General features: G+C 43.4%; 20 protein-coding genes and 1 tRNA gene. 12 read left to right on the plus strand and 9 right to left on the minus strand.

The window, feature by feature from the left end; all coding sequences use genetic code 11:
• Positions 1-59: 59 nt before the first annotated feature.
• On the plus strand, positions 60-653 hold the full coding sequence (locus RCO84_RS04940) for an RNA polymerase sigma factor (protein ID WP_186292210.1): 594 nt from the start codon (positions 60-62) through the stop codon (positions 651-653).
• Positions 646-2004, plus strand: coding sequence for a hypothetical protein (locus RCO84_RS04945; protein ID WP_317584158.1), 1359 nt, complete (start codon positions 646-648; stop codon positions 2002-2004). Before RCO84_RS04940 ends, RCO84_RS04945 begins: the two co-directional genes overlap by 8 nt.
• Positions 2005-2127: 123 nt before the next feature.
• Here RCO84_RS04945 and RCO84_RS04950 read toward each other — a convergent pair whose 3' ends face one another.
• The 5 genes from RCO84_RS04950 to RCO84_RS04970 form a co-directional block, all read right to left on the minus strand.
• Positions 2128-4476, minus strand: coding sequence for a bifunctional dihydroorotate dehydrogenase B NAD binding subunit/NADPH-dependent glutamate synthase (locus RCO84_RS04950; protein WP_317584159.1), 2349 nt, complete (start codon positions 4474-4476; stop codon positions 2128-2130).
• Between the two features lie 205 nt (positions 4477-4681).
• Complete coding sequence (gene serS / locus RCO84_RS04955) at positions 4682-5974, minus strand: serine--tRNA ligase (RefSeq protein ID WP_006848685.1); 1293 nt, start codon at positions 5972-5974, stop codon at positions 4682-4684.
• A 255-nt stretch (positions 5975-6229) separates the two neighbouring features.
• Positions 6230-6520 (minus strand): 50S ribosomal protein L27, encoded by a 291-nt coding sequence (rpmA, locus tag RCO84_RS04960; RefSeq protein ID WP_006848684.1) that lies wholly within the window; start codon positions 6518-6520, stop codon positions 6230-6232.
• A gap of 19 nt (positions 6521-6539) precedes the next feature.
• A complete protein-coding gene (gene rplU, locus RCO84_RS04965; protein ID WP_006848683.1) occupies positions 6540-6857 on the minus strand; it encodes a 50S ribosomal protein L21 in 318 nt (105 codons plus the stop codon).
• Between the two features lie 1006 nt (positions 6858-7863).
• On the minus strand, positions 7864-10152 hold the full coding sequence (locus RCO84_RS04970) for an NADP-dependent malic enzyme (RefSeq protein WP_144151522.1): 2289 nt from the start codon (positions 10150-10152) through the stop codon (positions 7864-7866).
• Positions 10153-10311: 159 nt separating this feature from the next.
• On the opposite strand from RCO84_RS04970, the gene RCO84_RS04975 reads away from it, so the two are divergent.
• The gene (locus RCO84_RS04975) at positions 10312-10929 is read left to right on the plus strand and encodes a TetR/AcrR family transcriptional regulator (protein WP_144151520.1); all 618 of its coding nucleotides are present in this window, start codon (positions 10312-10314) and stop codon (positions 10927-10929) included.
• Positions 10930-11042: 113 nt separating this feature from the next.
• On the opposite strand, the gene RCO84_RS04980 is transcribed toward RCO84_RS04975, so the two are convergent.
• The gene (locus RCO84_RS04980; protein WP_254973191.1) at positions 11043-11528 is read right to left on the minus strand and encodes a GNAT family N-acetyltransferase; all 486 of its coding nucleotides are present in this window, start codon (positions 11526-11528) and stop codon (positions 11043-11045) included.
• Positions 11529-12124: 596 nt separating this feature from the next.
• Here RCO84_RS04980 and RCO84_RS04985 point away from each other — a divergent pair.
• The 7 genes from RCO84_RS04985 to RCO84_RS05015 all read left to right on the plus strand — a co-directional run bounded on the left by RCO84_RS04985 (position 12125) and on the right by RCO84_RS05015 (position 18608).
• Positions 12125-12895 (plus strand): Rossmann-like and DUF2520 domain-containing protein, encoded by a 771-nt coding sequence (locus RCO84_RS04985; protein ID WP_287829021.1) that lies wholly within the window; start codon positions 12125-12127, stop codon positions 12893-12895.
• Positions 12896-12954: 59 nt separating this feature from the next.
• Complete coding sequence (locus tag RCO84_RS04990) at positions 12955-13473, plus strand: KdsC family phosphatase (RefSeq protein ID WP_287893956.1); 519 nt, start codon at positions 12955-12957, stop codon at positions 13471-13473.
• Between the two features lie 86 nt (positions 13474-13559).
• Entirely contained in the window at positions 13560-14189 is a 630-nt protein-coding gene (locus RCO84_RS04995) for a Maf-like protein (protein ID WP_117727678.1), read from the plus strand.
• A gap of 76 nt (positions 14190-14265) precedes the next feature.
• Positions 14266-14730 (plus strand): Fur family transcriptional regulator, encoded by a 465-nt coding sequence (locus RCO84_RS05000; protein ID WP_022121879.1) that lies wholly within the window; start codon positions 14266-14268, stop codon positions 14728-14730.
• A 23-nt stretch (positions 14731-14753) separates the two neighbouring features.
• Positions 14754-16028, plus strand: a complete 1275-nt coding sequence (locus RCO84_RS05005) for an adenylosuccinate synthase (protein WP_317584162.1) — start codon at positions 14754-14756, stop codon at positions 16026-16028.
• Positions 16029-16126: 98 nt separating this feature from the next.
• Positions 16127-17491, plus strand: coding sequence for a histidine--tRNA ligase (gene hisS, locus RCO84_RS05010; protein ID WP_317584165.1), 1365 nt, complete (start codon positions 16127-16129; stop codon positions 17489-17491).
• A gap of 124 nt (positions 17492-17615) precedes the next feature.
• Positions 17616-18608, plus strand: a complete 993-nt coding sequence (locus RCO84_RS05015; protein WP_215652165.1) for a rhamnogalacturonan acetylesterase — start codon at positions 17616-17618, stop codon at positions 18606-18608.
• A 372-nt stretch (positions 18609-18980) separates the two neighbouring features.
• On the opposite strand, the gene RCO84_RS05020 is transcribed toward RCO84_RS05015, so the two are convergent.
• The 3 genes from RCO84_RS05020 to RCO84_RS05030 form a co-directional block, all read right to left on the minus strand.
• Positions 18981-19051: transfer RNA gene (locus RCO84_RS05020), tRNA-Cys, on the minus strand.
• A gap of 416 nt (positions 19052-19467) precedes the next feature.
• The gene (locus RCO84_RS05025) at positions 19468-19689 is read right to left on the minus strand and encodes a hypothetical protein (protein ID WP_287819512.1); all 222 of its coding nucleotides are present in this window, start codon (positions 19687-19689) and stop codon (positions 19468-19470) included.
• A gap of 33 nt (positions 19690-19722) precedes the next feature.
• Positions 19723-20535, minus strand: coding sequence for a hypothetical protein (locus RCO84_RS05030; RefSeq protein WP_144151505.1), 813 nt, complete (start codon positions 20533-20535; stop codon positions 19723-19725).
• Between the two features lie 130 nt (positions 20536-20665).
• On the opposite strand from RCO84_RS05030, the gene RCO84_RS05035 reads away from it, so the two are divergent.
• A complete protein-coding gene (locus RCO84_RS05035; protein WP_287829012.1) occupies positions 20666-21940 on the plus strand; it encodes a replication-associated recombination protein A in 1275 nt (424 codons plus the stop codon).
• A 68-nt stretch (positions 21941-22008) separates the two neighbouring features.
• On the plus strand, positions 22009-22656 hold the full coding sequence (locus RCO84_RS05040) for a trimeric intracellular cation channel family protein (RefSeq protein WP_144151588.1): 648 nt from the start codon (positions 22009-22011) through the stop codon (positions 22654-22656).
• Positions 22657-22692: the final 36 nt, after the last annotated feature.

Below are 22692 nucleotides of genomic sequence, written 5' to 3' on the forward strand. Positions count from 1 at the left end.
AAAAAGTTCATTTTTGATGCAAGGTTTTCTCTTTGTATCGTTTAATCATTAAAAAGAATTTGAAATTGGAATCGGAAAAGGAACTCTTAGACGACATCAATAGCGGCAGTCGGGCAGCCATGCACAGATTGTACGAACGCTATGTGGGGTATGCCATGGCCGTAGCGCTGAGGTATGTCCCTATGCGCGATGATGCTGAAGATGTAGTGCAAGATAGTTTTATAAAAGTCTTTTCCGGCATTTCAAAGTTTGAATATCGGGGTGAGGGCGCTCTTCAGGCTTGGCTCTTGCGGATAGTGACAAATGAAGCTGTCAACTTTGTAAGGCAGCAAAAGCGCTTCACTATCTTGGACGAAGTTCCCGATGCTATTGAGGATGAAGAGCCTGAAGTAGAAAGAGTTCCGCCTGCAGAACTGACAAGAATGATAGGAGAATTGCCTGATGGGTACAGACTGGTTCTTAACATGTTTGTTTTTGAACAGAAAAGCCATAAAGAAATTGCACAGCTGTTAGGCATCAAAGAAAGCAGTTCTGCTTCACAATATTTGCGGGCGAAAAAACTGTTGGGCAAAAAGGTGAAAGATTATCTGAGCCAGGCAGATTGTAGTGATAATAAAGAGTTGAATCATATAAACGAGAAAAGTAATGAGTAACGATTGGACAAATAAACTTCGAGATCAGTTGGCAGACTACCAAGAGCCTGTTAGCCACGACTTGTGGGCTGAGATAGAACAATCGCTTGCTCAGTCAAAAAAGGTTGGTGATGAGGAAACTGATGTAAAAAAGAGACCACAGGCTCGTTATGTTGTCTTGAAAAGATGGTCAGTAGCTGCAGCGATTGCTTTATTGGGAGTAGGAGGCAGTTATGTTTATCTGCATGATGATGAACCGGTACAGGCTAACTTAGCTGTTCAGAGTTCTTTCTCTACAGCACCAGGTTCAAGCAGGACTTCTTCTGCTGTCCGTGCAGAAGCACAATCGGCAGGAAGTAAAAATGCAATCTTGCTTGCTGAAAACAATGCATCTGCACATCAGGTGAATCGCCATTCATCGGGGTGTCAATTGAACCATAGAAAATCTTCTGTCTCTTTCCAGGAGAGGACTGTTGCTGCTGATAATGAAGTAATGCTTGCAGCAGAGGTAGAAATGCCAGAACAGTCTGTTAATGCAGAGGTAAATAGTCGGGAATTATCTGTTTTGCAAAAGCAAAATGAGGATTCTGAAAGACAGATGGCCGTTTCTTCTAATCATGCAACCAAGCCGTTGGAAGCAGATGGGGGGCAAAAGCTTTATGCAGGCAGGGCGCAGGATGGTCATTTTGAACGCAGTTATAAGGACAAGTATGAACAGAACTGGACCATGAACCTGTATGCAGAGAATGTAAGTCTGGGCTCTGGCAGTGAAGGAATGTCAAACGGTATGTATGCGTCTTCAGATCCTCTTGCTGGTGACGGCTTTGCTGATCATGGTGTTTTCCTGGCTGCTGCTTCTCCTTTAAGATATGCAATACCGAAATATGTTGAAGCGAAACATCATGCTCCTTTGGCTATAGGTGCTCAGGTTGGTATCGGACTTGCGCCTCGTTTGTCTTTGAGTACCGGTGTCGTTTATACGCGTGTTGCTTCTGATTTCAAATCTTATGGTGTTTCAGAATTTGATACACATCAGGTTTTGCATTATGTGGGTGTTCCACTTGGTTTAAACTATGAGGTTTGGAGCACGGGAGGCTTTCATGCGTACGTAATGGTGGGTGGAGAAGCCGATTTCAACGTAAAGAATGATACAAAGGTTTCTGGTCATAAAGAGGACGTGAAACGTGATGGCGTTCAGTTCTCGGGTAAGGCTTCGCTGGGTGCACAGTATGATGTTACACCACAAGTGGGCTTCTATATTGAGCCAGGTGCAAAATATTATTTTGATAATGGCAGCGAAATAGAAAATACGTTTAAAGATAAGAAGTGGAATTTTAATCTCCAGTTCGGACTTCGTATTAATCTGAAATAGTGTTTGAGTCCAATTATTAATAAATATATGTACGAACTACATTTCATTTTATAACATTACATACGAGAAAAGGAAAGGGCAGTCTGCGTGATGCATGACTGCCCTTTATTGTTTCCCGTTTTCTTATTTCTTATTCAATAATTTTTCGCTCATATTGAGAGCGGCCTTTCTGCCGTCTCCCATGGCAAGGATTACTGTGGCTCCCCCTCGTACGATATCTCCGCCAGCGTAGATTTCTTCGATGGAACTCTGCATCTGGTCGTTTACGGCAATGGTGTTCTTTCGGCCGAGTTCCAGTCCTTCGATACTCTGTGGAACGAGTGGATTAGGACTTACTCCTACGGCAACAATTACCTGGTCGCACTCCAACTTAATGGTCTCTCCTGTAGCTTCTGGACGACGACGGCCGCTGGCATCTGGTTCGCCAAGCTTCATCACATCGAGGACTACAGCCTTTACTGCGCCCTTCTCGTCTGCCTCATATTCTTTAGGATTGTGTAATGTAAAGAAATTGATTCCTTCTTCCTTGGCATGCTTCACCTCTTCGAGTCGAGCAGGCATTTCTGCCTCTGAACGGCGATATACCAAGGTTACGTCTGCTCCGAGTCGTTTTGCAGTACGGCAACTGTCCATAGCTGTATTTCCGCCGCCTACAACAACCACCTTCTTACCCAAGTTGATAGGGGTGTCGCTATGAGGATTGGCTGCATCCATCAGGTTTACACGGGTAAGATATTCGTTAGAAGACATGATGTTCAAGGCATTCTCTCCAGGAATATTCATGAAGTTTGGCAGACCCGCACCTGAGCCAACGAAGATTCCCTTGAATCCTTGTTCTTCCAGATCTTTTACGGAAATGGTCTTGCCTACGATGCAGTCTGTAATAAACTTTACGCCCATCTTCTGAAGATTCTCAATCTCTACATCTACAATAGCATTAGGCAAACGGAATTCAGGAATACCATATTTCAATACACCGCCAATCTCGTGTAATGCTTCAAAGACGGTAACGTCGAATCCCTTCTTTGCCATATCGCCTGCAAAACTCAATCCGGAAGGTCCTGAACCAACTACACCTATCTTGATGCCATTAGGTTCATCGCACTTTGGTACAGAGATGTTTCCACTCTGGCGTTCGTAATCGGCAGCAAAACGCTCCAGGTATCCGATAGCTACAGCAGGCTTGTTCATCTTGAGATGTACACACTTGCTTTCGCATTGCTTTTCCTGTGGACAAACTCGTCCGCAAACGGCAGGTAGGGCAGAGGTGTTCTTTAAAACCTTGGCTGCGGCAAGGAACTGGCCCCGCTCTATATTCTTGATGAAGGAAGGAATGTTGATACTTACCGGACACCCTTCCATACAGGTAGGCTTAGGACAGTCGAGACAGCGCTTGGCTTCGGTCAAAGCCATTTCCTTGGTTAAACCGATATTTACCTCTTCCGTACGGGTTGTGGCACGATAAAGAGGGTCAAGTTCTGGCATCTTTATGCGCTCTATAGCTGTGCGTTCTTTTGCTTTCATCGAAGCGCGTAACTCCTTGCGCCACTTAGCGTTACGGTCGGTTAACTCTTCGATGCTCGCACCTGTAGGTTCTACGTCCATGGTTACATCCGTAGTTTCTTTCTTCTTTTCTGCGTTTACAGTTGCAAGGTGCTCTTCGAAGTGTTCCATCTCTTCGCGTTCAACATTCTTGAAAGTGCCCATGCGCTTGAACATCTCGTCCCAATCTACCAGGGCGCCGTCAAACTCAGGACCGTCGATGCAGACAAACTTGGTCTTGCCACCGATGGTCAGGCGGCAGGCACCGCACATACCGGTTCCATCCACCATGATGGTATTGAGCGAAACGTCTGTGGAAAGATTATATTTCTGGGTCAGGAGACAGCAGAACTTCATCATGATAGGAGGACCGATGGCGAAAACCTTATCGATATGCTCCTGATTGATAAACTTCTCGATTCCTACGGTTACAACACCCTTCTCGCCGTAACTTCCGTCATCGGTCATGATGATGAGTTCATCGCTGGATGCACGCACTTCATCTTCCATAATCACGAGTTCTTTGTTCCTACCCGCAATTACGGAAAGTACTCTGTTTCCTGCGGCTTTCAGTGCCTTGATGATAGGGAGCATAGGAGCTACGCCTACACCACCTCCGGCACAAATGACTGTTCCGAAGTTCTCGATATGTGTAGGATTTCCAAGTGGTCCCACCACATCGTGAATCTTATCGCCTTCATTCAATGCACAGAGTTTGGTAGATGAAAGACCTACCTTCTGCACAACCAGTGTGATGGTTCCTTTCTCAATGTCAGCATCAGCAATGGTCAGCGGCATACGCTCGCTGTTGTTGTCTACACGGATGATAACAAAGTTACCTGCCTTTCGGCTCTTGGCAATAAGTGGTGCTTCTACATCGAAGCGGAATACTTTCTCTGAGTATTGTACTTTCTTGATAATCTTGTTCATGGGCTATTAAAATTCTTAATGCTGATATATTAATATTTCTGGTTAGCTGTTTAGAGTTTGCTTCATGGTACATAAAAATGCAAAAGGATAACATCGGCTACCTTTGTGGCAGTCGAAGTTATCCTCGTACAATATATGTTATTTTTGTTTTTTTCGAATGTTTTGTGTAATCGAGAAAAACAGAAAGTCTTACCGATACTTCAAATTAATCGAAATTTTTGTCATCAAGCATCTCGAAACCGCAGTATGGAACCAATACCTTAGGTACGCGGATTCCTTCTGGGGTCTGATTGTTCTCCAAGATGGTTGCTACTATACGTGGCAAGGCAAGTGCTGAACCATTCAATGTGTGGCAAAGTTCAATCTTCTTGTCATCTGTATGGCGATAGCGGCAGTGGAGACGGTTAGCCTGATAGCTCTCGAAGTTAGATACTGATGAAACTTCCAACCAGCGACCCTGTGCAGCACTCCATGTTTCGAAGTCGTAGCAGATAGAAGAGGTGAAGCTCATATCACCACCGCAGAGACGGAGGATATGGTATGGCAATTCCAACTTCTTCAAAAGACCTTCAACATGGTCGAGCATCTCGTTCAAACTCTCGTAAGAGTGACCTGGCTTATCGATGCGAACAATCTCTACCTTGTCGAACTGGTGCAGGCGGTTCAAACCGCGAACGTCCTTACCATAGCTACCTGCTTCACGACGGAAACAAGCTGAGTAAGCACAACGCTTGATAGGGAGATCTTTCTCATCAAGAATAACATCGCGGAAGATGTTGGTTACAGGAACCTCAGCAGTAGGGATGAGGAAGAGATTATCCAGATTAGCATGATACATCTGACCTTCCTTGTCTGGCAACTGACCGGTACCACGACCAGAGTCCTCGTTTACTACGTAAGGAGGCTGAATCTCCAGATATCCGCTCTTGCGAGCCTCATCGAGGAAGAATGCCTCAAGCGCACGCTGGAAACGAGCCATCTTGCCGATATATACAGGGAAACCTGCGCCAGTAATCTTAACGCCGAGGTCGAAGTCAACAAGATTGTATTTCTTCAAGAGATCCCAATGGCAGAGAGCATCCTCGCCGAGGTTTGGCTTTTCGCCGCCTTCTTTCACAACAACGTTGTCGGCTGCGTCCTTACCTTCAGGAACCTGCTCGCAAGGGATGTTAGGAATTTCGAGCAACTGGTTGGTCATATCGTTCTGTGCTTTCTCCATGATCTCTTCAAGAGCCTTAGCGTCTGCCTTGAGCATAGCTACCTGAGCCTTTGCGCTCTCAGCTTCCTCTTTCTTACCTTCCTTCATAAGGGCACCAATCTGCTTAGCAAACTGGTTAGCCTGCTGCTTGTTGTTATCCAACTTCTGTTGAGCTTCACGACGAATCTTGTCGTACTCCAAAACTTTCTCTACGGCCTCACGAGCATTTGGAAAATGCTTCTTTTCGAGACCCTTAACTACACGTTCAGTTTCCTCACTGATAAGTTTAAGTGTAAGCATAAAATGTCTTTTAATTAAATAATTTACTATTTGTAGGCAAAAGTACAAAAAAAAATTGTGATAGCGTAAAAAATTGCTGACTTTTTTACAGGGAAGGGTAGAATTAAAGTTTTTTTGTGGTTTTACAGGGTTAAGGAGCTTAGAAGGGGGTGTAATCCGTGCCTAAAAACTTATATAAACGAAGAAAGCCTGCTCTAGGTATGAGCAGGCTTCTATGTTGTTTGTTTGGAATAGTTTTTTCTAAAACTTTAAAAATTAAGCGTCAGCTTTTTTGGTCTTCTCAGCGTAAACCTCTGGAGAGAGAACAGAAACTGTACTCTTGTCCTTGCGACCCTTGTGGAAGTAAACGATACCATCTGCCAAAGCATACAATGTATCATCCTTACCCTGAGCTACATTCTCACCTGGGAAGTGCTTGTTACCACGCTGACGAACGATGATGTTACCTGCGATGATGCTCTGACCACCCCAGATCTTAACGCCTAATCTTTGTGAAGCTGATTCACGGCCGTTCTTAGAACTACCAACACCTTTCTTATGTGCCATTTTCTAATTCCTCCTAATTTTAAGCGATTACAGATTTGATTGATACTTCAGTGAACTGAGCACGATGACCATTCTTCTTGCGATAGTCCTTGCGGCGCTTCATCTTGAAGACGATTACCTTGTCACCCTTTACGAGTGGGTTCACTACTTCTACTACTACTTTTGCACCCTCTACAGCTGGTGCACCGACAGTGATTGAGCCGTCTTTGTCAACGAGCAAAACCTTGTCGAACTCAACAGTCTGACCTGCCTCAACATCCTTGATGTGATGTACAAAGAGCTTCTTGCCCTCCTCAGCCTTGAACTGCTGACCGTTAATTTCTACAATTGCGTACATTAAATTAATTATATAAACGGGTTTCTTCGGGAGGCGTCCTGCATTGTGCCGGATCTTCTTTGAGCCCCTTCGAACTAAACTTTTCTGTAACATTTGCCCAATCCATGAGCATTCGGGGTGCAAAATTACAAATTATCTTTGATATGAACAAAATGTTGGGGAAATAAAGATTGCTTTTTAGAAATATTTAACAGAAAAGCCTGTTTTTTATAAGAATACCGATTATTTGCTACCAGATAAGGGACTCGTGAATAGTATAATGTTCTTTATTGGGTTCAATAATATACTTCCTTAGGTTCAATGATATGTCTCCTCTGGTTCAATGATATACTTCCTTAGGTTCAATGATATGTCTTCTCTGGTTCAAGGAGATGTCTCCTTAGGTTCAAGGACACGACTTCTCTGGTTCAAGAAGATACCTTCGTTAAAGTTATGACTAGTGTCAGCAGCTCTGCTGAGCCTAGTCAGCAGGTCTGCTCACTATAGTCGGCAGGTCTGCTGACTGCAGTCAGCAGGTCTTCCGACTCAAGTGATATTACCTTTTAATTGTATACTTTCTTCTTGGGAACAATATATGCTATATGCTATTTGATGGAGGAGGTGTATAAAAAGAAAAAAGCGATGACCTTCACAGGCTACCGCTCCAAATCTTCAATAGGTATTAGTTTCCATTAAGGTAAAAAAGATTGTTTTCAGGATAACTGGTTGCAAAGATACACGATATTTTTCAAATCACCAAATATTTATTTGATTATTTTTGTAGTGATTCTATTGTGTGGGCGCACAAGAGTATTAATTAACTTATTTTAATAAGAAAGACTGCGTAATCGATTGCATTTTTGTTGTTTTTTGTTTTTGTTTGGATATCTTCAAAAGTATAAAGAGACGAACTTTTGAGATGAGTAGTGAAGTAGAGAAAATAAAAACAGGTTGGCGCAGAAGCGCTAACCTGTTTATGGAAAATACTATTATCTTATTCTGTTTGTTCGAATCAGGAAAAAAGTGATTACTTCTGCTTCTTGATTTTCTCTACGTAAGCATCAATGACAGCTACTGCTGTGATGTTTACGATATCCTGTACACTACTTTCTGAGTCAGTGAAGTGGATAGGTTTATTCAATCCCATCTGGATAGGACCGATAATCTCAGCTTCAGGATTCAAACCCTGGAGAAGTTTGTATGCACCATTGGCGCTACTCAAGTTAGGGAACACCAAAGTGTTGACGTCTTTGCCCTTGAGGCGGGAGAATGGGTACTTCTCGTCGCGCAGATCCCTGTTGAGTGCATAGTTTACCTGCATCTCACCATCGATAGCGAGTTCTGGGAACTCCTTCTGCATCTCAGCAACGGCTTTCTTTACCTTAACAGGTGAGCCAATGTTATCTGTACCGAAGTTAGAGTAGCTTAACATGGCCATAACCGGCTCTTCATTGAAGAACTTCACTGTACCTGCAGACAGCTTAGCAACATCGATCAGCACATCTTCGTCTGGGTGACGGTTGATGAGCGTATCTGCGATATAATAAATACCCTTCTGGGTGTTAAGGATATGCATGGTACCGAAAGTCTTATATGGCTCACGGATTCCAATTACATCTTTTGCCACCTTAATAGTATTGCTGTACTTTGTGTAAAGACCAGTGATGAATGCGTCAGCATCACCCTGTTCTACCATTGACATACCGAAGTAGTTGCGCTCGTACATTTTATCATAAGCTTCCTCGAAGCTGTAGCCCTCGCGAGCACGCTTCTCTGCCAGATGCTTGGCAAACTTAGCACGGCGGCCCTGTTCGTTATCGGCACGCATATCTACAATCTCAATATCTGAAAGGTCAAGTTTCAAACGGCTAGCAACACGGTTCAAGCGGTCTGGGTTACCCAACAGGATTGGCTGGCAGATGCCCTCTTGTTTTGCCTGGACTGCAGCCTTCAGCATAGTTGGGTTGCCACCTTCTGCGAATACTACACGCTGTGGGTGAAGGCGCGCTGTATCGTGGAGCTTGCGGGTCAGTTTGGTCTCCTGACCAAGCAGCTGGCGCAAATCCTGCTTGTACTTCTCCCAGTCTGTGATAGGGGTGCGAGCCACACCACTTTCCATTGCAGCCTTAGCTACGGCAGCAGAAACTTCTGTAATCAAACGTGGATCTACAGGCTTCGGAATGAAGTATTTAGGACCGAATGTAAGATCGTTAACGTGGTAAACATCGTTTACTACATCAGGAACCGGCTGCTTAGCCAAATCGGCAATTGCATGAACAGCAGCCATCTTCATTTCTTCGTTGATAGCACGGGCGTGAACATCGAGTGCACCACGGAAGATGTATGGGAAACCGATTACATTGTTAATCTGGTTAGGATAATCTGAACGGCCAGTTGACATCAATACGTCAGGGCGGCTGTCCATAGCGTCCTCGTAGCTGATCTCAGGTACTGGATTGGCAAGAGCGAAAACGATAGGGTTGTCTGCCATAGAGCGAATCATATCCTTGGAGAGCACGTTACCCTTGCTGAGTCCTACGAATACATCGGCGCCTTTCACAGCCTCTTCGAGTGTATGGACATCGCGGCGGTCTGTTGCAAAGAGCTTTTTCTGCTCTGTCAGATTTTCGCGGTCGTTGGTAATGACACCCTTAGAGTCGAGCATAACGATGTTCTTTACCTGTGCACCAAGTGCTACGTAGAGTTTTGTACAGCTGATAGCAGCTGCACCAGCACCATTTACGACAATCTTTACATCGGCAATGTTCTTTCCTGCTACCTCAAGAGCGTTCTTCAAACCTGCTGCAGAGATGATAGCAGTACCATGCTGGTCATCGTGCATAACAGGGATATCGAGAGTTCTTTTCAGACGCTCCTCGATGTAGAAACATTGAGGTGCCTTGATGTCCTCCAAGTTGATTCCACCGAATGTAGGAGCTATTTTCTCTACGGCTTCACAGAACTTTTCTGGGTCTTTTTCATCGATTTCAATATCGAAGACATCCACACCACCGTAAATCTTGAAAAGCAATCCCTTACCTTCCATCACTGGCTTTCCGCTCATGGCACCGATATCGCCAAGTCCGAGCACTGCTGTACCATTACTGATAACAGCAACCAGGTTACCCTTGTCAGTATACTTGTATGCATCGTCTGGGTTCTGCTGGATCTCAAGACATGGGAATGCCACGCCAGGAGAATAAGCAAGGCTCAGATCAGTTTGTGTGTGATAAGGTTTTGTTGGCTTAACCTCAATCTTGCCAGGACGGCCAGTCTCGTGATAACTTAAAGCCGCCTCTTTTGTAATTTTTACCATAACAATATATTGGTTTAAAGTTTATTTTTCTTTCATATTCGTGGATTTTTTGCACGAAATTTAAAAGTTTATGCAAAGGTACAAAAAAACTTAGTAAAAAAGAATGGTTTTTTGTTTTTTTTTGTATCTTTGCACAAAAATAGTCTTCAAACAAGTAAAATGACAGAAATCAATCAATATAGACAAGAACTGAAAGATAGAATCATCTCTTATGCGATGCCTGAATTCTATAAGCGTGGTGTAAAAGCTGTTAAGATGGATGAAATCTCACAGGGACTTCATGTATCTAAGAGAACTGTGTACGAGATTTTCGGTGACAAAGAAGAATTGTTGCTTGCTGGTATGATGCGTCAGCTAGAAGAAAATCGTTCGAAGTTAGAGGACTTCGCCAAGACCCAAGCGAAGAATGTGATAGATATTATCAGTTATGTCTATAAATTGCAGATGGAGCGCAATGGGATGGTGGGCGTTCTTTTTTATGAGGAGGTTCATAAGATGCCTCGTGTAGTGAAATTCTTTCAGGAAAATCATGCTCATGAACGGGAGGAGAGTGTACGTTTCTTTGAGGCTGGCGTAAAGGAGGGGCTTTTCCGTAAGGATGTAGACTTCAATGTTGTTATGGACGTAGGACATGTGATGATGGAGGAAATCATGCACCATCAGCTCTATCGTGTTCATTCGATGCAGGAGATATACGACAATTATATTTTGTGCCTGATTCGTGGATTCTGTACAGAGCGCGGCTTGGAGCAGCTTGACCGTGCTTTGAAAGAGTAGAGGCGTTGGCTTTAATAGTCAAAATGTGCTTTTTGAGCGTATGTGTAATTACGCTTTAAAAAGAGAAAGAGGTTTCGGAGATGTTTTATATAGGCTCACGGAACCTCTTTTCCTTAATCCTTGTATAGCCAGTGGAGGAGCAGGTTTATAACTTTTGGATAGAAGCGGAACCAGCGAAACTTGGTAACAGGTTTGCCTCCGAAACCGAGAATGAATTCACGGTAGAGATTACTCTTAAGCGGAAGTCCTGCGTCCATAAAGTGGAGGTGTTGGGCATCCTGCTCCTGTGCATCAGAGAGTGCTTGCCAGATGGTCATTGTGTCCGGATGCAGATGGATGTAAGTCTTTCTCTTGAATGCAGAAAACCAAAGAAAGGCATTGCCTTGGTTGTAGATGCAGGTATAGCCGCCAATCACTTTGTCCTTATAGGTGATGATGACGTTTCTGGCATTACTACTTGTACTCAGTTTCTGAAAGAATGTTTCGTCAGGAACAAAACGGCGAATTTTCAGCCGATAATAATTTTTGAGCAACTGGTGATAACGATGGATGTCTTCGGGTGAAGTTGCCTCTCTACAACTTATTCCCTTTTTCTTCATTCTTTCAATCATAGCAATTTGTTTGTCTGAGAGTCGCTCTTGGGGAAGTTTGCTGTGTAGGGAGTTATGTATCTCTTGCCAGGCAATAGGTACATAGCCCAATTTTCTGAATTCCCGGTAACCCAGCATCTTTTTGCTTATTCGGGAGAACTCGATGTAAAAGCAGAGTCGTTTGTGTAAGTGGATAGTTATGCTGCGGAGTAACAATGGGAAAATAGCATTCTGTTCAGTATCGGGTGCATAAAGTCCCTCTCCGTACGCGTGTGCGTGCGTATATAAATAAGGTGGGAATAAAGATTTGCGGTGATAGAGGATGACGAGCATTTGTCCTACCACCTTGTTCTCCTGTGTGGCGACAGCCATAAAAGGGGTTATGCCGGGTGTTTTTTCAAGAATCTGAAAAAGCTCCAAGCTATGAAAAAAGTCGCCTTCCAATAAATGCGGCATTTCTTCCAGTTTACCATATATTTCTACTTCATATTTTCTCACGAAGGCAAAAATAATAAATTTATCATAAAAAAGCAAGAAAAAGGGCTCCTCTATCGTTATTTTTTAGTATTTTTGCATAAAAAGTAGAACTTTAAACAAAATTACGTATGAAAATAGTGTTTATTGGGGCAGGTAATCTTGCTACCAATCTTGCGCTCGAAATATCGCAATCAGAACATCAGATTGTGCAAGTTTTCAGTAGAACTAGGGAGTCGGCCTCTCTTTTGGCTGAGAAGGTGAATTGTGAGCCTGTCAATGAGATGAGTAAGGTGGTCTGTGATGCAGATTTGTACATCGTTTCAGTGAAGGATGATGCGCTTGAAATGCTTATTCCTGAACTGTGCAAAGGAAGAGAAGATAAGATGTTTGTTCATACAGCTGGTTCCATGCCGATGGATGTTTTCAAAGATTATGCCCGTCATTATGGCGTATTTTATCCGATGCAGACATTTACGAAAGATAAAAAGGTTGCATTCGAAAATATTCCTATTTTCATTGAGGGATGTGGTGCTTTCGAAACTTCTTTCCTGAAGAGGTTGGCAGAACAGATTTCTCATAGTGTCTATGAATTGGATTCTGATAATCGTAAGTATCTGCACCTGTCAGCTGTTTTTGCTTGTAATTTTGCGAATCATTGCGTAGCTATAGGTCAGCAGATTCTCGAAAATCATCACATTCCTGGCAGTGTTCTCCGTCCTCTGGTTATGGAAACTATGGACAAGGCTTCTTCGCATTCGGCAGCTGAAGTGCAGACAGGACCGGCTATTCGTGATGATCGGAACGTAATGGAAAAACAAATGCAACTTCTTGAAAAACAGCCAGAACTACAGCAGATTTATGAAATGATGAGCAAAAGCATATTCAAGTTCAAGAGATAAAACTGTTATCGGTTTAAGTTTGCAGTTAGGATTTTTCAGTACTAAAAACAGAAACAATTATGATTAATTACGATTTAAATAAAATAAAAGCAATCATCTTTGATGTTGATGGAGTTCTGTCAAGACAGACCATCACGCTTTCCAGTGCCGGCGAACCTTTGCGTACAGTTAATATCAAAGATGGCTATGCAATTCAGCTGGCTCAGAAGAAAGGTGTTCGTATCGTAATTCTGACAGGCGGTAATTCTCATGCCATACAGGTACGCTATGAAAATCTTGGTGTAGAGGATATCTTCATGGGGTGTTCTGTAAAGATAAAGACTTATGAGGAGTTCAAACAGAAATATTCAATTACAGATGAGGAAATAATATATGTAGGTGATGATATTCCTGATTATGAGATAATGCGTCGTTGCGGATGTCCATGTTGCCCAGCAGATGCATGCTCCGATATTAAAGAAATTTCTACTTATGTCTCGGCTTGTAACGGAGGTGATGGTGTGGGACGTGATGTCGTAGAACAGGTACTGAGAGCCAAGGGCTTATGGCTTTCAGATGCTAAGGCGTTTGGCTGGTAGAATTTAGCTAATAGTTGAAAGTTTATAGTTGAAAGTTTGCAACTGAATTTTAATCATAAAGTTCAAAGTAATAAGGTTTAAAATAGATGAATTATAAGATCATTTTGGCGAGTAATTCGCCTCGTCGCAAGGAACTTCTGGCAGGTTTGGATATTCCTTTTGAGGTGAAGGTGATTAGTGGTATTGATGAAAGTTATCCTGCTGACCTCGATGCTTATCAGGTGGCAGAATTCATCTGCAAGAAAAAGGCTGAGGCTTACCGTCCGCTTTTGAACGGAAATAATAGTGTTGAAGAGTTGGACGAGTCAGAAACTTTGATTCTTACAGCAGATACGGTTGTGATTGCGCCAACAGCTGGCGAACAGAATGACCAGGAAGGAAAGGGAGTCATTCTCGGGAAGCCTCGTGATGCAGAAGATGCCAGACGAATGCTGAAGATGTTGAGCGGAAAGACGCATCATGTAGTTACAGGTGTTTGTCTTACTACCCAGCATAAGCAGCGTTCCTTTTCAGTAACAACAGAAGTGACGTTCAAACCGCTTTCTGATGATGAAATCAGTTATTATATAAATCATTATCAGCCGTTTGACAAAGCTGGCGCCTATGGTATTCAGGAATGGATTGGCTACATAGGTTGTACGGGGTTGAAGGGGAGTTATTTTAATGTGATGGGGCTTCCGGTTCAGCGTATCTATGAGGAATTGAGGCGAATTTAGATTTTTTAAAATTAAATATTGCTTTATGTCGTAGATAATGAGTATCTTTGTGCGTTTTATGTAACTAACAAGGATTATGAGTGAAGAAATTTTAGCAAAAGCTCATGAGGTTTTGGACAATTATATGGAGAGCAATCATCACCGGCGCACTCCGGAGCGTTCCACTATCCTCGACACCATTTATTCTATGGGAGAGCATTTCTCGATAGAAGATTTGGGCAGAGAGCTACTGAAAAAGAATTTTCGCGTTAGCAGGGCTACGCTTTATAACACATTGCATCTGTTCCTGGAATTAAGGCTTGTGGTAAAGCACAGTCTGGCAGACGGCACCAAGTATGAGGCCAGTTATAGCGAGGACAATCATGTGCATCAGGTTTGCACGATTTGTGGCAAGGTAACCGAAATTGTAGCACCGCAGGTTACGGCTGCTGTGAAGGATATCAGGATGCAGCGCTTTCGTAAAGATGCTTATGCTCTTTACATCTATGGCGTATGCAGCGGCTGTCAAAGCAAGATGACTCGCAAACGCAAAAAAGAATAAGTATCAAGATAAAAAGATAAAAAATGAACACAGGTAAAGTAGATGTCCTGCTGGGTTTGCAGTGGGGCGATGAAGGTAAAGGTAAGGTGGTTGACGTGTTGACCCCTAAGTATGATGTCATTGCTCGTTTCCAGGGTGGTCCTAATGCTGGACATACATTGGAGTTTGAGGGCGAGAAGTATGTGCTTCGCTCTATCCCTTCTGGTATTTTCCAGGGTGGTAAGGTGAACATCATCGGCAATGGTGTGGTTTTGGCTCCAGACCTCTTTATGGGTGAGGCTAAGGATCTTGAGAAGAGCGGTCATGATTTGAAGAGCCGTCTTTACATCTCTAAGAAGGCACATCTCATCATGCCTACTCACCGTGTACTCGATGCTGCTATCGAGGCTTCCAAGGGAAAGAACAAGGTAGGTACTACTGGTAAGGGTATCGGTCCTACTTATACTGACAAGGTTAGCCGTACCGGTCTTCGCGTAGGCGATATCCTTGACAATTTCGAGGAGAAGTATGCTGCTCACAAGGCTGCTCATCTCAAAACCATCGCAAGTCTCGGTTATACCGACTTCGATATTACAGAGGTTGAGAAGACCTGGATGGAGGGCATCGAATACTTGAAGCAGTTTAAACTTATTGATAGCGAGGTAGAAATCAATAAGGTGCTCCGTTCTGGCAAGGATATCCTCTGCGAGGGTGCTCAGGGTACTATGCTCGATGTTGATTTCGGTTCTTATCCATTCGTTACTTCTTCTAATACTATCTGTGCAGGTGCCTGCATAGGTTTGGGTGTCGGCCCTAACCGCATCGGCAATGTTTATGGTATCATGAAGGCTTACTGTACACGTGTTGGTGCAGGTCCATTCCCTACAGAGCTTTTCGATGAGACGGGTGCCAAGATCCGTGACCTCGGTCATGAGTATGGTGCTGTTACCGGTCGTGAGCGTCGTTGTGGCTGGTGCGATCTTGTACAGCTCAAGTATTCTGTCATGGTGAATGGTGTTACCGAGCTTATCATGATGAAGAGCGACGTGCTCGATGACTTCGATACCATCAAGGCATGCGTGGCATATAAGTTAAAGGATGGTTCTGTTACAACAGATTTCCCATACGAAATCGATGATGTAGAACCTGTTTACAAGGAGTTCAAGGGCTGGAAGACAGATATGACTAAGTTTACATCTGAAGATCAGTTCCCACAGGAGTTCAAGGATTATATTGCTTTCGTAGAAGAGTTCCTTGAGACTAAGATCGGTATCATTTCTATCGGTCCAGACCGTGCTCAGACTATTGTACGCAAGTAAATTATATAGTGTTTAATGTTTAGTGTTTAATGTTTACTTTGAGGGGTTTACATTGCGCTAGACATTAAACATTTAACATTCATATTAAACATTAATAAATGGCTCAGAAACCAAGTATACCAAAGGGCACGAGAGATTTTGGTCCTGTTGAGATGGCGAAACGCAACTACATCTTCAACACCATCAAGGAAGTGTATGCTCTTTATGGATTCCAGCAGATTGAAACCCCAGCCATGGAAACCCTTCAGACTTTGATGGGCAAGTATGGTGAAGAGGGTGATAAACTGCTTTTTAAGATATTGAATTCAGGCGACTATATGAATAAGGTGAGCGATGAGGATATTCATTCTCTCGGATCACTCAAATTAGCAGCGAAACTTTGTGAGAAGGGTCTTCGTTATGACCTGACCGTTCCTTTCGCACGTTACGTAGTGCAGCACCGCGAGGAGTTGCAGATGCCTTTCAAACGTTATCAGATTCAGCCAGTATGGCGTGCAGACCGCCCTCAGAAGGGACGTTACCGTGAGTTCTATCAGTGTGATGCTGATGTGGTTGGCTCTGATTCTCTCCTGAACGAGGTCGAGTTGATGCAGATTGTAGATACCGTGTTTACCAAGTTTGGTGTTCGTGTTTGCATCAAGATTAATAACCGCAAGATTCTTACCGGTATTGCAGAGGTTATCGGCGAGGCTGAGAAGATTGTAGATATCACAGTAGCCATCGATAAGCTTGATAAAATCGGACTTGACAATGTAAACGAAGAGTTGCGCAATGACGGCATTTCTGAAGATGCCATTGAGAAGTTGCAGCCAATCATCTCATTGTCAGGAACTAATGATGAGAAACTTGAAGTGATAGCGAAGGTTCTCGAAGGTTCAGAAGTTGGTTTGAAGGGTGTAGAGGAAACCAAGTTTATCCTCGATACCTTGAAGACTCTTGGCTTGAACAACGAGATAGAACTGGATCTCACTCTGGCTCGTGGCTTGAACTATTATACGGGTGCAATCTTCGAGGTGAAGGCGCTTGATACTCCAATGGGAAGTATTACAGGTGGTGGTCGTTACGACAACCTTACCGGCATTTTCGGTTTGCCAGGTTTGAGCGGTGTTGGTATCAGTTTTGGTGCTGACCGTATTTATGATGTGTTAGGTGCGCTCGACCTTTATCCGAAGGAGGCTGTAAATGCTACTCAGGTGCTGTTTATCAACTTCGGTGAAAAGGAGACAGCTTACTGCCTGCCTATAGTAAGTGCAGCTCGTGCAGCCAGTATCCGTACCGAAATCTTCCCTGATAAGGCGAAGATGAAGAAGCAGATGAGCTATGCCAATGCCAAGAATATTCCGTTTGTGGTACTTGCAGGTGAGAATGAGATGGCTCAGGGCAAGGTTACGCTTAAGAATATGGAAACTGGCGAACAAACCTTGGTTACTGCCGAGGAATTGATAGCCAAAGTAAATAAATAATACTCTCTTTCTCGTCCTCTCGTGCTCGTATATGTGAATATGCAGTGCGGCAGGGCGAGAGCTTTTTATGTGTTAGCGTGTATGTCTAACTATAATTTTAGTAAATTCTAAAAACTACAGACAAATGAAAAAAATAAAAGCTATTTTATGTGTATTCATACTGGCGTTGCTGATGACATCCAGCACAAAGACAACAACGATTTTTGTAATAGGTGATTCTACTGCTGCCGAGAAAGGTGGTTTTAGAAATAATCCAGAGCGAGGATGGGGGATGGTATTGCAAGGCTTTTTTGATGACAAGGTGATTGTTGACAATCATGCTGTTAATGGTCGTTCTTCTTTGAGCTTTATCAATGAAGGAAGATGGAAAAAGGTTTTGGATAGAATAAAGCCAGGTGATTATGTGTTTATCCAGTTTGGGCATAACGATGAGAAGCCAATGCCTGACCGTCATACTGATCCGGGATCTACTTTTGATGCAAACCTTGCCAGATATGTAAATGAGACCCGTGCCAAGGGTGGCATTCCTGTACTGTTCAATGCGGTAGTTCGTCGCTGCTATTATTCTGCAGAATTGAAGAATGATGATGACGAGAAGCTTCGCAATAAAGTATATGATGGAAAGGAACAGATTAATAGCGATACGCTTATCGATACCCACGGAGCTTATGTGATAGCTCCCCGCAATGTAGCAAAGCAGCTGAATGTTCCGTTTGTTGATGCTACCAAGATTACTCACGACATAGAAACGGGCATGGGTATTGAAGGCAGCCGCAAATTACATATGTGGTTTATGCCTGGCGAGAATCCGCAGGTTCCTAAGGGTAAGAAAGATAATACCCATTATAATGTATATGGTGCACGTGTGGTTGCTGGTGCGCTTGCTGATGCTGTAGCTGAGCAGGTGCCAGCGCTGAAGTCTCATGTCTGCCATTATGATTATGTAGTCTCTGCAGAAGGTCGAGGCAATTTCATGGATTTACAGAAGGCTGTAGATGCGGTTCCTGTAGGCAAGAAGGCTGTTATCCGTATTTTGGGTGGTGAATGGAAGAAGCCAATCATTGCAAAAGGCAAGAAGATTAAGTTTGTCAAGTCATTTGGTGCTAAAATCAAATAGTAACAGGCTTTTCTCAATAACTTTGTAGATATACATAAAAGGAGTACTTTCACAAGCACTCCTTTTCATATTATACAAAAACATTATGAATTATTTCTATTAGCGAACAAGATTTTAATTTCTATCTTTGTCTCAATTATCTAAAAGTTTCAAACGTTCACCAGAATTGCTTTTGGCAAGGGGCAATTCCTACTTGTAGGATAACCTCAGTTCTGATGTTTATCATTTACGGTTGCAAAGGTACGAAGATTTTTATAATTGTGCAATACCTAAAAATGGGGGTTTTGATGAATACCTAGAAATGAGGAATGAAAATGGGGGAGAGTAGATATGAAAAAAGGAAGTCCTCATTGAAGAACTTCCTTTTTTATGAGGTGTCTAGCGGAGTCGAACCGCTCTACACGGTTTTGCAGACCGTTACCTAACCGCTCGGTTAAGACACCTTGTGTAGAACAATCATTTCTGATTTGCGAGTGCAAAGGTACTACTTTTTATTGGTTCTACCAAATTTTTATGCAACTTTTTTAATTAAAACAATCACTTTTTTTGTATCTTGCTCATAATGAACGGGTTCTGAAATGCTTTATTTTTTGTCTGGTTTCCTCGTAGCATGACAGTAAAAGTAGTTTTAGCAGCTCTTTTATGAGAGCTACTCTTGTCCTTTCCGCTGAGTAGCCTCTTTCTTTTTATTCTTTTGGCATTTCTCAACGAACGGGCAACCTGAACATTGATAGTTTTTACACTCTCGTGTTTGTTTGATGGAGCGGTAAATACAAATGGCGGCATACGTGACACATGCCGCCAATATGATTGCTATGATGATATACTGTATCATAAGCATAGGTAATTTAACATAATACTAACCTACGGCGTTATAACCATTGGTTGAGTTTTTGCGCATGATGTCGCGGATGTTCATCTCCTTGAAACCCTCTGCGCGTTTCTGCTCTTCAAGTTCTTTCTCTTCCTCGATGTCCTTTTCTGAACGGGTGAAAGTGAAAACTTTGTACTTAAATTCTGCAATCGCCCAGCCTACGAGACCCACAGCGATCAATGCAACAAATCCAATTAATGTGTTCATTTCTCTTTATATTATAATAATGTATAAACTGAATTAATAATCATCGTCGGCTACGTCTTCTGCATCATCAAGACCAAGGTTCTCCGGGTCTTCGAAGGTAGTACGGTAGCTTTCCTCAGTAAGCTTGTCGTCATCGAATGCATCGTCATCCTCATCTGGATCGTTGTAGTGATCCTCGATTTCTGGTGCATCCTCGTCTTCATCCTCGTCTGGGTCGAGCAGGTCGTCGTTGCGTTTCAAATCATTCTCATCATCGAATCTCATACGAACCTTTTCTACCTTTGGCTTCTCCTTGGCAAAGATAGCTTCTACCCAAGTACCTTTTGGTACCACGAGCACTTCGTAGTCATCAGCGAGCTTTTTCTCGTACAGACCACCCGGCTTTTTCAGACGGTCAGCAGGAAGAGTAGTTGTGCTGATGTCGAAATTACTTTCGATGATGTCCTGGATGCTCTGAGGCAGACTCTCCCAGCCACCGCCAAAGTTGCGCTCCAAGAGTTCGATGAGCTTATTGGCAGTGATGTGACTTACATTTTCGTAAGTAAGATCAGTAACACGCATGATAGGACGCTTTTTGATGGCATACTTTTCTTTCTTGTCGTTGATACGGAAAGTGCCAATCTTAAAGCCGCGTGCCATCAGTTTGTCAATCACTTCAGGACGGTCTACCGTCACTGGTTCCATTTCGAATGCGCTGCGGATCACTGCGATATACTTGTTCTGGTAATCCTTGAGGTCAGCATCCTTTTCTGCTGCTTCCCAAAGACGGAACACATCGTTCTCCTGCAATTCCCAAATGCTACTTTTAGTAACATTCTTCAGTGTTAATATTTTATCTTTATTCATCTTCAATTGTGTTTGTGTGTGCAAAAGTAAGTACTTCTTTTTATATATCCAAATTTTCTTGCTGTTTTTTTGTGTTTTTGGTCACTTTTTTATTTGGAATTCGATTTTTTTCATTACCTTTGCACGTACTATGAGTGAACCGTTAGCTGAAAGAATGAGACCTCACACGCTTGCTGACTATGTAGGACAGCAGCATTTGGTAGGTGAGGGGGCCGTGCTGCGCAAGATGATTGACGCAGGGCGCATATCCTCTTTTATCCTCTGGGGCCCCCCTGGAGTGGGCAAGACTACCCTTGCTCAAATCGTGGCACAAACCATCAAGGTGCCGTTCTTCACCCTCTCTGCGGTGACCAGTGGCGTAAAGGATGTCCGCGAGGTGATAGAAAGAGCAAAAAGTGGTAGATTCTTTAATTCGGCTTCTCCTATATTGTTTATTGATGAGATTCACCGTTTCTCCAAGAGTCAGCAGGATTCGCTTTTGGGTGCGGTAGAGAAGGGTATTGTTACGCTGATAGGTGCTACTACCGAGAATCCTTCGTTCGAGGTGATTCGTCCGCTGTTGTCCAGGTGTCAGCTCTATGTGCTCAAACCGCTCGAAAAGGCTGATCTTGAAGGGCTTCTGCATCGTGCCATTACGCAGGATGTAGAACTCAGAGAAAAGAATATTAAGTTGGAAGAGACAGGCGCGCTGCTGCGATATAGTGGTGGAGATGCCCGCAAACTGCTCAATATCTTGGAACTGGTGGTAGAATCTGCCGGATCTTCAGAGATTGTGATTACCGACAAGATGGTAGAAGAGCAGTTGCAACAGAATCCGCTGGCTTACGATAAACAGGGTGAGATGCATTATGATATTATCTCAGCCTTTATCAAGAGTATTCGCGGAAGCGATCCCGATGCTGCGCTCTATTGGATGGCGAGGATGATAGAAGGAGGAGAAGACCCGCAGTTTATAGCCCGTAGGGTTGTGATTAGTGCCTCTGAGGATGTGGGACTTGCCAATCCGAATGCACTCCTGCTTGCCAATGCTGCCTTCGATACGGTGATGAAGATAGGGTGGCCCGAAGCGCGTATAGCCCTTGCTGAGGCTGTGGTGTATCTGGCAACGAGTCCGAAAAGCAACAGTGCTTATCTGGGCATTAATGATGCGCTGGCTACTGTACGGCAAACGGGTAATCTGCCTGTTCCGCTGCACATCCGCAATGCTCCTACCAAACTGATGAAAGATTTGGGCTATCATGACGGATATAAGTATCCTCACGATTATCCTGGACATTTCACTGAGCAGCAGTATCTGCCAGACGAACTGAAGGATGTCCGCTTCTGGCATGCGCAGCATTCGCCTTCCGAGGAGCGCCTCTACAACTGGATGGTTACCTGTTGGGGAGAAAGATTCAAGAATTAGTGATTTAGAATAGATATATAGATAATTAGGAATTGATATTTAGAACAACTAACTGATACGAGAAAATGATGATACATGGCGATCCTGAATTCGTGCTCACGCTTCATAGTGTGATAGAATTCATCGGAACATTTGCTTTTGCCCTTTCGGGCATTCGTCTGGCAGCATGTAAGCACTATGATTGGCTGGGCGGTTTTGTTTGTGGTGTGGCTGTAGCCATAGGTGGTGGAACCATACGAGATGTGATGCTTGGTGTGCGTCCGTTTTGGATGTTGAGTCCTATCTACCTGATTTGTACGCTGTTTGCGCAGTTGGTAGTGATTGCTTGCCACCGCTATCTCAAGCGTCTTGACAATACCTGGTTTCTGTTTGATACTTTGGGCTTGGCGCTTTTCAATATTGCGGGCATCCAGAAGTCGCTCGAATGTGGTTTCTCTTTTTGGGTAGCCATCATCATGGGCTGTATCACGGGTGCTGCAGGTGGTGTTATCCGCGATGTGCTTCTTAATGAAGAGCCTGTCATCTTCCGAAAGGAGATTTATGCGATGGCTTGTGTCGCCGGTGGTTTGGCTTATTGGGGATTGAGCTATCTGGGTGTGAGCCTCTATATTACGGTGATTGTAGCTTTCAGTGTGGTCTGCGCTATCCGATTGCTGGCTGTAAGATACCATATTTCACTCCCGAAGCTGAGGGATGAAGAACAAACTGTAGAATGAAAAGGAAAAAATGAAAGTGATAAATAACAGATAACA

It is taken from the genome of Segatella copri, assembly GCF_949820605.1.
GTDB lineage: Bacteria > Bacteroidota > Bacteroidia > Bacteroidales > Bacteroidaceae > Prevotella.